We start from the raw sequence: 12,465 nt of genomic DNA, 5'->3' as shown, positions 1-12,465 counted from the left end.
ATAAAAAAGGAAAATTTATGCTGAATATTTCAGGATTATTAAAAGATTATGACTTAAAAGTTACTCCACAAAGAGTTGCTATTGTTGAAGAGTTATATACGAATGGGCATATGAATATTGATGAAATTTATAAAAAATTGATACAAAGATTTCCATCAGTTTCACTTGCAACTATTTATAAAAATATAAACTCTATGGTTGAGAGAGTTTTTCTAAGTGAAGTTAAAATTCCAAATGAAAAATCTGTTTATGAGTTAATAAAAACTGAGCATGCTCACTTAGTTTGTAAAGATTGTGGATTTATTGAAGATATTATGCTTGATTCAAGTGATATAGTGGAGCAAGTTTCTAAACTTACTCCTTTTAAAGTAGATTCAACAAATATTGTTTTAAGTGGTGTTTGTAGTAAATGTACAAATTGTTAGTTTAAGAGTTTCTAACTATTAAACTAGAAGGAAGATTGAATTGTTTTATAAGTTCTTCTTCCTTTTGTCTATGTTTCCCATTATCAACTTCGTGGTCATATCCTAAAAGGTGCAAAAGACCGTGAATAAAAAGTAAATTTAACTCATCTTCTTCACTATGCCCATACTCTTTTGCTTTCTCTTTTACAAAATCTATTGAAATTATAATAGTTCCCAAAGGTAAATGCTCGAAATCACCATCAACAGGAAAGCTCAAAACATCTGTTGCTTCATCTTTTTTTCTATATTCAAGGTTTATCTCTTTTATTGTTTGATTATCTACAATAATTAACTCTAAATCTTTTTTTGTAAGAGAGGTAACTATTTTTTCAAGTGCTACTAAATTCACCAAAAAATCTGTTTGATTTTCAAAATCTATCATTTTTTATCCTAAATTAATATATTTTTAATAGTATATTACTTTTAAAATAAATCCAAGGAGAGATTATGAGTTTAACTGTAGGGAAAAAGGCATCAATTGACTATAAAGTTGAGAAAAAAGATTTAGCATCAAATCTAAATATAGCAATTGATTTAACTTTTCCAGAAGTTTTTGCAACAGCTAGAATGATTGCTTTGATGGAGTGTAGTGCTGCAAAATTAATGTTACCACTATTAAAAGATGATGAAAAAAGTGTTGGTGTAAATGTAAATATTACACATATGGCAGCAACTTTAGAAAATGATGTAGCTATTTCAACAGCAACTTTTGTTGGAATGGAAGGGAAACTTTATAAATTTGAGATTGAAGTAATTGATAGTGCAGGAGTTTGTGGAAGAGGAACACATACAAGAGCTATTGTTTCAACTTCAAGACTTATTGAAGGTGCACAAAGAAGAGCTTTAGCAAATAAGAATTAGATTATTAAGTAATAGAGCTTAAAATAGCTCTATTACTTTTGATACTTCATCAACTGCAAAAGTTTTTAAATCTAATTTTAGATTCGTTTTTTGAGCAATTATTGCTTTTTTAATTCCTTGAGCTTGAGCCTCTTTTAATCTTAAATCTATAGAATAAACATCTTTTATTTCACCAGTTAGTGAAACTTCACCAATAAATACAGACTCTTTTGAAATTGGTCTATCTCTAAAACTTGAAATTATAGCAGCAATTACAGCTAAATCAGCACTACTCTCTTTAATTTTTATTCCACCACTAATATTTATAAACACATCATAATGATTAAAAGGTAAGTCTAATTTTTTCTCTAAAAGAGCTAAAAGCATAGTTAAACGGTTTGTATCAAAACCAGTGGCACTTCTTTTTGGATTTGGAAAAGTTGTTTCGCTTACAAGTGCTTGAACTTCAAGAATAATTGCACGGCTTCCTTCCATGCTAACAGTTAAACTTGAACCACTTTGACTTTTGCTTTTATCAAAAAACTTTGACGCTATATCTTTTGCACTTACAAGTCCTTCTTGTGTCATCTCAAAAATTCCAATTTCTGAAGTTGAACCAAACCTATTTTTGAAACCTCTTAGCATTCTTAGTTCCCTGCTTGCTTCTCCTTCGAAATATAAAACTGTATCAACCATATGTTCTAACACTCTAGGACCTGCAATACTTCCATCTTTTGTAATATGACCAATTATAAACATAGCAATATTTGACTCTTTTGCTTTTCTCATAAGTTCAAAAGTAATCTCTCGAACTTGTGAAACACTTCCAGGACTTGAGTTTAAATGACCTGAATATATTGTTTGAATTGAGTCAATAATACAAACTTCATAATCAATTCTAAGAAGTTCACTCATAATCTCTTCAAGTTTTATCTCACTTAATAAGAAAAGTTCATTGTGGTTTGCATCAAGACGATTTGCTCTTAGTTTTATCTGTCCAGCACTCTCTTCTCCAGATACATAAAGTACTTTTTTGCCTGACTTTGCAATACTTCCTGCAACTTTTAAAAGAAGAGTTGATTTTCCAACTCCTGGGCTTCCTCCAATAAGTGTTAAACTTCCAGGAACAACTCCTCCCCCTAAAACTAAATCAAATTCATAATTAAAAGATGAAAATCTTGAAACATCATCTTGCAAAATCTCTGTGATTGGTCTTGCTTTTGAACTAGAACTATTTGCTGTTATGGTTTGCTTTAAAACCTCTTGTTGTACTTCATTTAACTCTAGAAAACTATCCCAAGAGTCGCAACTAGGACATTTTCCAAGCCATTTACTAGATTGTTCGCCACAGTGTTGGCACTCAAATAGAGTATTTTTTTTCTTTGCCATATTTTGCCTTTTTGGAATAAAATTTTGTAAGATAAATTAAAATTAATAAGATTATTAAATCCCAAATTTTACAATAAACCCATTTTTAAAAGAGTTTATTATAATATAAAATCTATAAACTCACATTGAAAGAATATTATGAAAAAGAGCATTACAATTATCGATACATTTGGATTTTTATTTAGAAGTTATTTTGCACTTCCACCCTTGCGATCAAATAATGGTTTCCCAACTGGACTTTTAACAGGTTTTATGAACTTTGTTGCTGGAATTGGAAAAGATTTTAAGACAGATTATATAGTTTTTGCTCTTGATGCAAAAGGGACAACTTTTAGAAATGAGTTATTTGATAACTACAAAGCTCAAAGACCAGATGTTCCAGAAGATTTATTAACTCAACTTCCAGTTGCAATATCTTGGGTTGAGAAAATGGGATTTAAAATAGCTATTAGAACTGGATATGAAGCTGATGATATGGTTGCTTCAATTGCAAAAGATGCAAAGGAAAAAGGCTTTGAGGTAAGAATTGTATCTCATGATAAAGATTTATATCAACTAATTGATGATAAAAATAGTGTATATTTGTTTGACCCAACTAAAAAACAGATTATTAATGAAGCAAAATGTATAGAAAAATATGGAGTTACTCCAAAACAGTTTATAGATTATCAAGCATTAGTTGGTGATACAGCTGATAATATTCCAGGAGTAAAAGGAGTTGGTGCAAAAACAGCACAAACTTTGATAGAACAATTTGGAACACTTGAAAATATCTATGAAAATATTGAAAATATTGATAAAAAAAGAACAAAAGAGCTATTAATTGAAGGAAAAGAGAATGCTTTTTTATCAAAACAACTTGTAACTTTAAAAGATGATTGTCACTTTATATCAAATATAGATGAGTTTTCTTTACCGCTTGAAAATCCAATTTTAAAAATAGCTTCGGATTTAGAGTCTTATGATATGCACAGAATCATTGAAAGAGTAAATAGAAATGGTTTAAATTATAAAACAGAAGTTCCAAAAAAGGTAGAAGATGAGAAAATTGAGTATATTTTATTAAATAATGAAAATGATTTAACTTTAGCAATAAATAAAATTCCAAGAGATGCAATAATTGCATTTGATACAGAGACAACCAATCTTGATACGGCAAAAGCAAAAATAGTTGGATTCTCATTTTGTTATGAAGATAAAAAAGCATATTATGTACCAATAGCTCATAACTACTTAGGTGTTGGAAATCAAATTTCAATTGATGCTGCTAAAAAAGCAATAGAGATTTTAAATAGATATAAACTTGTTTTTCAAAACTTCAAATATGATTGGCAAATTGTAAAAAACAATTTTGATTTAGATTTAAAATTATATGCAGATACTATGATTTTATCGTGGCTTTTAGATACAAGTGAGAAAGTTGGAATAGATTATCAAATAAAAAAATATTTTCAAATAGATATGGTTTCTTTTTCTCAAGTTGTAAAAAAAGGTGAAGATTTTTCAAGTGTTGAGTTAGAAAAAGCAACACAATATGCAGCTGAAGATGCTTTGATGACTTTGAAACTATTTAATAAACAGCTTGAGATTTTTAAACAAAGAGGCGAAGATGAACTTTTAAGTATAGCTTTTGAGCTAGAGTTTAACTTTATTTATGTTTTAGCTTCAATGGAGCAAAAAGGTATAAAAGTAGATATAAAACTTCTAAAAGATTATAAAGATAAAAGTTTAATTTATCTAAATGAATTAACTCAAAATATTTATGAAGCTTGTGGAGAGAGTTTTAATATAAACTCTCCAAAACAGTTGGGTGTGATTTTGTTTGAAAAACTAGGACTTGCATCTTCAAAGAAGACAAAAACAGGTTATAGTACAGATGAGTCTGTTTTGGAGAGCTTAAAAAATGAGCATAAAGTAGTTCCTCTTTTATTAAAATATAGAGAGGCTTTTAAACTTCACTCAACATATATTGAACCACTTTTAGATCTTGGATTAAAAGATAGTGAAAATAGAGTTTTCTCTTCATTTTTACATACAGGTACTACAACAGGAAGATTAAGCTCAAAAAATCCAAATTTACAAAATATTCCTGTTGGAGCTTTTAGTGATATTCAAATTAGAAGAGCTTTTATAGCACAAGAGGGTTATAAGCTTGTTGGAGTTGATTATTCACAAATTGAGCTTAGGCTTCTTGCTCATTTTTCAAAAGATGAAGCACTTGTAAATGCATTTAAACAAGATTTAGATATTCACTTACAAACTGCTATTAAGATTTTTGGTGAAGATGAAGCAAAAGATAAAAGAGCTATTGCAAAAACTATAAACTTTGGGCTTTTATATGGAATGGGAAGTAAAAAACTATCAGATACTTTAGGAATTTCTACAAAAGAGGCAAAAACATATATTGATTCATACTTTGAAGCATTTAAAAGTGTAAAAGATTATTTTAAATCTATTGAAGATGAAGCTATTGAAAAGGGTTATGTAAAAACACTATTAAATAGAAAAAGGTTTTTTGATTTTCAAGGTGCAACTCCTATGTTAAAAGCTGCATATTTAAGGGAGGCTGTAAATACACTATTTCAAGGAAGTGCAGCTGATTTAATAAAACTATCTATGATAAATATCCATCTAAAATATAAAGATAATCCAAATGTAAAAATGCTTTTACAAATCCATGATGAGCTTATTTTTGAAGTTAAAGATGAGTATGTTGATGAGGTAAGCAAAGATATAAAAGATATTATGGAGAGTATTTTTGTATTAAATGTTCCTTTGAAAGTATCTGTTGGTGTTGCTAACTCTTGGCAAGATTTAAAATAATTAAAAGTATACTTCCGAAAATTTATTAAGGAAGATATATTTATGATATTTTATCTACTAGCAGTAGTATTAGGATTTGCTCTTTTAGTTTGGAGTGCAGATAGGTTTGTAGATGGTGCTGCATCAACAGCAAAACATCTTGGAATGCCAAGTTTATTAATAGGTATTTTAATTGTTGGATTTGGAACAAGTGCTCCTGAGATGGTAGTTTCTGCAATAGCAGCTTATGAAGGAAATTCAGGGCTTGCACTTGGAAATGCTATTGGATCAAATATTGTAAATATTGCATTGATTTTGGGAGTTACAGCTATTGTCTCTCCAATTATGGTTAATTCAAAAATAGTTAAAAAAGAGATTCCACTTTTACTTCTAATCGTATTGCTTACAGGATATTTGCTTTTGGATAATAGTTTAACACTTTTTGAAGGAGTTATACTTTTAGTAGGCTTTTTTGCACTAGTTTTATGGTCTGTTTATACAGCCTTAAAAAGTAGGGGTGATAGTTTAGAAAGTGAGATGGATATAGAGTTAAAAGAGCACTCTATGAGTTTAAAACTTGGAGTTATTTGGCTTATTTTTGGACTTATTTTATTAATAGTAAGTTCAAGAATACTTGTTTGGGGAGCTGTTGGAGTTGCTGTTGAGTTTGGAGTTAGTGATTTAATAATTGGCTTAACTATTGTAGCTTTAGGAACCTCTTTACCTGAACTTGCAGCTTCTGTAATTGCAGCACGAAAAGGTGAGCATGATATTGCTATTGGAAATATTGTTGGATCAAATATGTTCAACCTTTTAGCAGTAATTGGAATTGCTGTTGTAATTGCACCTATGAATAATATTCCTCTTGAAGTTCTACAAAGAGATTGGATAATTATGCTTCTTTTAACAATTGCACTCTTTGTTATGGCTTATGGCTTTAAAGGAAGAGATGGAAGAATAAATAAAGTTGAAGGAACAATTTTAATTCTTTGTTATATCGCATATAACACATATTTAGGAATGAGTTTGGTAAATAGTTAAACTCTTTTCTTATTTATTCATCTTTATCAAATCATTATTTATATAAGTATATAATGGTAAAAAATTTTTAAAGGTAAGATATGACAAGAGAGATGATAATGATAAATCTTTTTCAATTTTCAGCACCTACTTATTATAAATGGAAAAAGCATGATAAAAGAAAGATAATTTCACTTTTAGAGTATGCTTTTAGTGATGAGGATTTAATTGAATATTTGAATAAAGGTAAAATTTCTAAAATAGAAGAGATTGGTAATCAAGACTATCTTTTTGACTTAGCAATAAAGTTTTATAAATTTTTAAGACATATAACAAATTATAAGGTAGCTAAAAAAGTTTTAGAACTTTTGGAAAATAGCTTTAATGAAAATCAAAATAAAATTTCAATAGAGAATATTGCAGAAAAAATTTATAAAGATGATGATTTTTATACATCAATGAAGCTTGCTATTTTAAATCTTATTCAAAAACAAGAACCACTTGTTTTGGAGTATGTATCAAAAAATAGAGTAAAACTAGAAAATGAATTTACAAAAAGAGCTTCAAAGCTTATTAAAAAATCTGATTTTATGATTCCTAGTATTGCATAACTTACTATATTTGAAGATAACACTATTAAAAGTATTATAAACTTATAAAATAACTATACAAAAAAGCTTTTTTATATTATAAAATAAAATAAAAAAAGGCTTTATTATGATTTTAGGAGTTTCATCTTGTTTGTTAGGAAATATGTGTAGATATGATGGTCATGGTGCAAAAGATGATTTTGTATTTAATAGTTTAAAAGATTATTTTACTCTTTTACCATATTGTCCTGAAAATTCTATTTGGAGTGCTCCTAGAGAAGCTATTAGACAAGTTTCTATAGATGGAGAAGTTAAAATATTTACATCTACAAAAGAGCCAAAAGATGTAACAGATATACTAGATGATGCTTGTGAAAAGATGGCTTTAAAAGCTTGCAATGATGATTTGTGTGGTTTTGTTTTAAAATCAGCATCACCTTCATGCGGAATGGAGAGGGTTAAAATTTATCAACCATTAAATGCGCCATCAATTAAAAATGGAGTTGGTGTTTTTGCAAAAAAACTAAAAGAAAAAATGCCAAATCTACCAATAGAAGAAGAGGGTAGATTAAATGATGCTTGGCTTAGAGAAAATTTTTTAATGCAAGTTTACTCTTATGCTGATTTGAAAGAGTTACTAAAAAAAGAGAAAAAAATTTCAAACTTAGTTGAGTTTCACACATCATATAAATATTTAATATACTCAAAATCACAAAACTCTTATAAAATATTAGGAAAAATTGTTGCAAATAGCGAAAAAAAAGATATTGAAGAGCTTTATAAAAATTATGAAGCAGAATTTTTAAAAGCAATAGCTACAAAATCAACTCTGAATAAAACTTACAATATATTACTTCATATTTTTGGATATTTTAAAAAACATATAACAAAAGAGGAAAAAGTTGATATTTTAGAGAGTATGTACGATTTTAAAAATAGGGTAATTCCACTAATTAGTGTAATTAAGATATTTAATATTTATATAAATAGATTTGATATAACTTATTTAAAAAATCAAAAATTTTTAAATCCATATCCTTCAAAATTAGCGCTTAGAAGTGATTTGAAGAGTTTTAAATGAAAAAAATTGATTTATCTGTTATTGGAAGTGGAATAGGTGGAAGCTTAATATCAATTTTGAATAAAGATAAAGATTTAATACTATTTGAAAAAGATAAAAACCTAGGTGGAACAGCATCTACATTTAAAAGGTTTGGAAACTATTTTAATAGTGGAGCTACAACTTTTGTTGGTTATGAAGAGAATCACATTTTAAAAGATATTTTTGATATTGTAAATTTTACCCCTGATTTAATAGAGAGTTCTTATGCATATAGAACTATTATAGATGGAAAAATTATTGATAGAAAATGTGATTTTGAAGAGTTCTTAGATAGTTTAAACACAGTTTTTTATCATAAAAACAATAGATATTTTTGGCAAACTTTAAAAGATATTGATGAGAGATTTTGGAGATTAAAAGATATATATTTTGCAAAATATAGTTTAAATTCATACCTAAAAACTCTAAAAACAGTTGAGATACTTTTCAAAGAGTATAAAACTTTGATGTTTAAAAGTGCCAAAAGTTTTATAAAAGAGGTTTTAGGTGATATTTCAAAAGAGTATGAAGATTTTGTAGATGCTCAACTTCAAATTACACTTCAATCAAGTTCAAAAGATATTCCACTCCTATCTTTTGCAATTGCTTTATCATACCCTTTTCACAAAATTTTTTATGCAAATGGTGGAATGGGAAAACTTTTTGATGATATGCTAAAAGATATAGATGTAAGAAAAAGTGAAGAGATAAAATATATAAAGAAAGAGAGAGATTTTTATAGATTAATCTCTAATAAAAATGAGTATCTATCTTCAAAAGTTGTTTTAAATACTCCTGTTTTTGAGTGTAGTGAAATTTTTTTAGATGAAGATATTAAAAATTACTATAAAAAATTTGAGTTTTATGATCAAAGTGCTTTTGTAATTTATTTAAAGATTGATTCACAAAAAGAGTTTTTAAATCACTATCAAATTATATTAAAAGATACTATTCCAAATAGTGTATCAAAAAGTTTCTTTGTATCTTTTAGCCACAAAGATGATAAAAAACTATCAAAAAATGGTTACTCTGTAACTATATCTTTTCATACAAAAGCTCTATTTTGGAGTAATCTTTCAAAAGATGAGTATGAGAGAAAAAAGGAGTTTACAAAAAACTTTATAATAGATGAGTTATTAAAAAATATTTCTGATATTAAAATAGAGGATATTAAAATAGAGTTTTGTGCTACAAGTAAGACATTTAAAAGATATATAAATAGATTTAATTGTGGAGCAACACCTTTGAATCTTAAAAATATTTTTAAAATTCCAAGCTCTACAACTCCATTTAAAAATCTTTACAATATTGGAGATTCTGTTTTTGCTGGGCAAGGATGGCCTGGAGTTGCTTTAGGGGTTAAAGTTTTAAACCAAAACTTAATTTAGATAAAATAGCTTAAATATAAAAAGGTTTAAAATGATAAAAGATGAACTTAAAATATCATCAAAAGATTGGTTAAATATCTTAATAATTGGAATACTATTTGGATTTTTCCAATCTTTGATTTTCTATTTTTTAAATAAAGATTTACAAACAATTTCAACAATTATTTTTAGCATAAGCACAGCTTTTTTTATAGCTATTTTTGCAATGATTTTAATAAGTTACTCAAATAGATCTATTCTTCCAAAAATAGATAAAAAATTTTGGACAAGTTTAAGTCTATTTTTCTCTTTTTTATCAGGATTTCTAGGATTTTTATCTGCTTTTTTTATATATTATAATAGTGATTTTGAAGTTATCTTTTTAGTAAGTTCATTTTGGTTTAGTATTGCAGTTGTTGTTGGTTTTTTAACACTTCTAATAGCTTTGATACTTCATCAATTTGTATCTTTAAAAAATAAAAATAGTCAAATAGCAAAAGAGATTTTAGAGTCAAAATTAAAATCTTTAGAAAATGAGTTAAATCCACATTTTCTATTTAACGCACTAAACTCTGTTTCACAACTAATCTATAGCGATAAGAAAAAGGCAGAAGATGCTGTTTTACAACTATCTAAATTTTTAAGAAATGCTATAAATAAAGAGAGTTTAGTTACCCTTGAAAATGAGATTTTAATGGTTCAAACTTATGTTGGAATTGAAAATATTAGATTTGACAACAAAGTAGTTTTGCATATAGATGATTATAAAGATTTAAAATTTGTAAAAATACCAAAATTTTCAATACAACTTTTGGTTGAAAATGGTATAAAACATGGATATTTGGGAAAAGAGTTAAATATTTATATTAAATTTGATAAAAATTCTATAAAAGTTTCAAATGATGGTAAAAAAAGTTCAAACATTAAATTTAAAACAGGTTTGTCAAATTTAGAAAATAGATTAAAAATATTAAATATAGGAAAACTTGAATATATTTCGGATAGTGAAAATATGGCTTTTTCTATTATTTTAAAGGATAAAAATTGAAAGTATTAATAGTAGATGATGAGAGTTTGGCACTTGCAAGATTAAAAAGAGTTTTAAATGATAACAATATTTTTGATATAGTTGAATTTAGTGACCCTTTAGAAGCTATAAAAGAGATTTCAAAAACAAAATTTGATGCTGCTTTTTTGGATATCTCTATGCCAAATTTTAGTGGTTTAGAACTAGCTGAACTAATACTTAATATTGAGCCAAAAACTTTTATAGTGTTTCAAACTGCTTATGAAGAGTATGCTTTGGATGCCTTTAAAAAAGGTGGAATGGGGTATTTGCTAAAACCTGTTGAAGATATTGAACTAAAAAAAACTTTACAAAAAATATCTTTGTATAAAGAGGAAAAAGTTAATAGTTCAAAAAAAATTTTAGGAAAGGTTTCTGATAAAATCTATTTAGTTGAGATAGATGAGATTTTTTATATAAAAGCTGATTTAGATGAGATTATTATACGAAATAAAGATAACTTTGTTTATGCAAAAAAGAAGATTGGAGATTTAGAAGAGATATTAAAAGATAAAAATTTTTTTAGAGTTCACAGATCCTATATTGTAAATGTTGAAAAGATAAAATCTATAAAAAGTGTAGAGCAATCAAAACTAGAGATATATTTTAGTGGTATTGATGAGTTTATTGTAAGCTCAAAAGATGGTGCAAAAGAGTTTAGAGAGTATTTAGATAAAAAAAGTATATAAATTGGCATTAAAGTAGTACCAAAAATTTTAAATTCTATTAAAATTTTAAAAAAAGAGGAGTAAGTATGCCTACATCATCTTGTATAAAGTGTCAAACTTTACCAATAATAAAAGATACGGAATCTAGTCTTATTTTTGGTTTTGAAGTTGTTGAGTTGTCTAAAAAATTTAGAGATTTTTTAGATGATAGCGGTATTAATTATTTAAAAGAGGATAGTTTGACAGTTGTTGTAAAAACTTCTTCTTTTATTGAGTTTTTAAGCAATCTTCTTTCAAAAAATATTTTTAAAAAACATGAAAGAGAAGCTATTTATATTCTTAGTTTAAGTGAAAATGAAAAGCTGGATTACTCAAAAATTAGAGATGTAAAGAGTTTGGAAAAGTACAAAAATTTAATTTCAGCTCAAGAGTTATCATCTTTACTCTCAAAAGGTGGTTTAACAGCACATTTTCAACCAATTTTAGATGTAAAAACTAATACAATTTATGGTTATGAAACTCTTGCAAGAGGTGTAAATGAGGATGGAACTTTAGTTTATCCAGATAAACTTTTTACTTGGGCAAAAGATGGAGATATGCTTTTTTATTTAGATAGAGCTTGTAGAGAGAGTTCACTAAAAACTGCTGCTATTAAAAATATTAGAGCAAAAGTTTTTATAAACTTTATTCCAACAGCAATTTATGATCCAAATCACTGTTTACAATCTACTGTAAAATGGGCAAACTCTTTAGAGTTTGATCCAAAAAATGTAATATTTGAAGTTGTTGAGAGTGAAAATATAGAAGATATTGAACACTTGAAAAATATTTTGAATTTTTATAAATCAAAAGGTTTTATGGTAGCATTAGATGATGTTGGAAGTGGATACTCCTCTTTAAATATGATTGTTCAACTTCTGCCTGATATTGTAAAAGTTGATAGAGAAATAGTAAAAGATATTGATAAAAATAGATCAAATCAATCTGTTTTTACAGCTATAGTAAATATTGCAAAAGAGAATAATATTACAGTATTAGCAGAAGGAATTGAGACTAAAGAGGAGTATTTATACTTAAAAGACAATGGTGCTTCATTGGTGCAAGGTTACTACTTTGCAAAGCCATCTTCGGAGCCAATTAGAAAAATTAATTTTTAA

General features: G+C 27.0%; 12 protein-coding genes. 10 read left to right on the top strand and 2 right to left on the bottom strand.

Annotated features, from left to right (window positions below):
* Positions 1-17: 17 nt before the first annotated feature.
* Positions 18-425, top strand: coding sequence for a Fur family transcriptional regulator (locus AC5LG6_RS02530; protein ID WP_066168935.1), 408 nt, complete (start codon positions 18-20; stop codon positions 423-425).
* Between the two features lies 1 nt (position 426).
* Here AC5LG6_RS02530 and ybeY read toward each other — a convergent pair whose 3' ends face one another.
* Positions 427-846: an rRNA maturation RNase YbeY gene (gene ybeY, locus AC5LG6_RS02525; protein WP_498585613.1), complete on the bottom strand. Its 420-nt coding sequence runs from the start codon at positions 844-846 to the stop codon at positions 427-429.
* A 65-nt stretch (positions 847-911) separates the two neighbouring features.
* Here ybeY and AC5LG6_RS02520 point away from each other — a divergent pair, with 65 nt between their 5' ends.
* Positions 912-1,325 (top strand): thioesterase family protein, encoded by a 414-nt coding sequence (locus AC5LG6_RS02520; protein WP_498585612.1) that lies wholly within the window; start codon positions 912-914, stop codon positions 1,323-1,325.
* Positions 1,326-1,343: 18 nt separating this feature from the next.
* Here the strand turns inward: AC5LG6_RS02520 and radA are convergent, their stop codons facing one another.
* Positions 1,344-2,693: a DNA repair protein RadA gene (gene radA, locus AC5LG6_RS02515; RefSeq protein WP_066157124.1), complete on the bottom strand. Its 1,350-nt coding sequence runs from the start codon at positions 2,691-2,693 to the stop codon at positions 1,344-1,346.
* Positions 2,694-2,831: 138 nt separating this feature from the next.
* Between radA and polA the strand changes: the two genes are divergently transcribed.
* From polA to AC5LG6_RS02475, 8 genes are all read left to right on the top strand, one after another.
* Complete coding sequence (gene polA / locus AC5LG6_RS02510; RefSeq protein ID WP_498585611.1) at positions 2,832-5,516, top strand: DNA polymerase I; 2,685 nt, start codon at positions 2,832-2,834, stop codon at positions 5,514-5,516.
* Positions 5,517-5,558: 42 nt separating this feature from the next.
* Positions 5,559-6,536: a calcium/sodium antiporter gene (locus AC5LG6_RS02505; protein WP_498585610.1), complete on the top strand. Its 978-nt coding sequence runs from the start codon at positions 5,559-5,561 to the stop codon at positions 6,534-6,536.
* A gap of 80 nt (positions 6,537-6,616) precedes the next feature.
* Positions 6,617-7,126, top strand: coding sequence for a hypothetical protein (locus tag AC5LG6_RS02500; protein ID WP_066168919.1), 510 nt, complete (start codon positions 6,617-6,619; stop codon positions 7,124-7,126).
* Between the two features lie 106 nt (positions 7,127-7,232).
* The gene (locus tag AC5LG6_RS02495; RefSeq protein ID WP_498585609.1) at positions 7,233-8,186 is read left to right on the top strand and encodes a YbgA family protein; all 954 of its coding nucleotides are present in this window, start codon (positions 7,233-7,235) and stop codon (positions 8,184-8,186) included.
* Positions 8,183-9,595 (top strand): phytoene desaturase family protein, encoded by a 1,413-nt coding sequence (locus AC5LG6_RS02490; protein ID WP_498585608.1) that lies wholly within the window; start codon positions 8,183-8,185, stop codon positions 9,593-9,595. The genes AC5LG6_RS02495 and AC5LG6_RS02490 overlap by 4 nt, the downstream gene beginning before the upstream one ends.
* A 31-nt stretch (positions 9,596-9,626) precedes the next feature.
* On the top strand, positions 9,627-10,622 hold the full coding sequence (locus tag AC5LG6_RS02485; RefSeq protein ID WP_498585607.1) for a sensor histidine kinase: 996 nt from the start codon (positions 9,627-9,629) through the stop codon (positions 10,620-10,622).
* Positions 10,619-11,329 (top strand): LytR/AlgR family response regulator transcription factor, encoded by a 711-nt coding sequence (locus AC5LG6_RS02480; protein WP_498585606.1) that lies wholly within the window; start codon positions 10,619-10,621, stop codon positions 11,327-11,329. Before AC5LG6_RS02485 ends, AC5LG6_RS02480 begins: the two co-directional genes overlap by 4 nt.
* Before the next feature lie 65 nt (positions 11,330-11,394).
* The gene (locus tag AC5LG6_RS02475; protein ID WP_498585605.1) at positions 11,395-12,465 is read left to right on the top strand and encodes an EAL domain-containing protein; all 1,071 of its coding nucleotides are present in this window, start codon (positions 11,395-11,397) and stop codon (positions 12,463-12,465) included.

Source organism: Arcobacter thermotolerans (assembly GCF_983172305.1).
This window is presented reverse-complemented; position numbering and strand designations above follow the sequence as displayed.

Excerpts from the sequence above, each read along its gene's own strand:
- AC5LG6_RS02530 (WP_066168935.1), top strand. The coding sequence starts at position 18 with ATGCTGAATATTTCAGGATTATTAAAAGATTATGACTTAAAAGTTACT.
- ybeY (WP_498585613.1), bottom strand. The coding sequence starts at position 846 with ATGATAGATTTTGAAAATCAAACAGATTTTTTGGTGAATTTAGTAGCA.
- AC5LG6_RS02520 (WP_498585612.1), top strand. The coding sequence starts at position 912 with ATGAGTTTAACTGTAGGGAAAAAGGCATCAATTGACTATAAAGTTGAG.
- radA (WP_066157124.1), bottom strand. The coding sequence starts at position 2,693 with ATGGCAAAGAAAAAAAATACTCTATTTGAGTGCCAACACTGTGGCGAA.
- polA (WP_498585611.1), top strand. The coding sequence starts at position 2,832 with ATGAAAAAGAGCATTACAATTATCGATACATTTGGATTTTTATTTAGA.
- AC5LG6_RS02505 (WP_498585610.1), top strand. The coding sequence starts at position 5,559 with ATGATATTTTATCTACTAGCAGTAGTATTAGGATTTGCTCTTTTAGTT.
- AC5LG6_RS02500 (WP_066168919.1), top strand. The coding sequence starts at position 6,617 with ATGACAAGAGAGATGATAATGATAAATCTTTTTCAATTTTCAGCACCT.
- AC5LG6_RS02495 (WP_498585609.1), top strand. The coding sequence starts at position 7,233 with ATGATTTTAGGAGTTTCATCTTGTTTGTTAGGAAATATGTGTAGATAT.
- AC5LG6_RS02490 (WP_498585608.1), top strand. The coding sequence starts at position 8,183 with ATGAAAAAAATTGATTTATCTGTTATTGGAAGTGGAATAGGTGGAAGC.
- AC5LG6_RS02485 (WP_498585607.1), top strand. The coding sequence starts at position 9,627 with ATGATAAAAGATGAACTTAAAATATCATCAAAAGATTGGTTAAATATC.
- AC5LG6_RS02475 (WP_498585605.1), top strand. The coding sequence starts at position 11,395 with ATGCCTACATCATCTTGTATAAAGTGTCAAACTTTACCAATAATAAAA.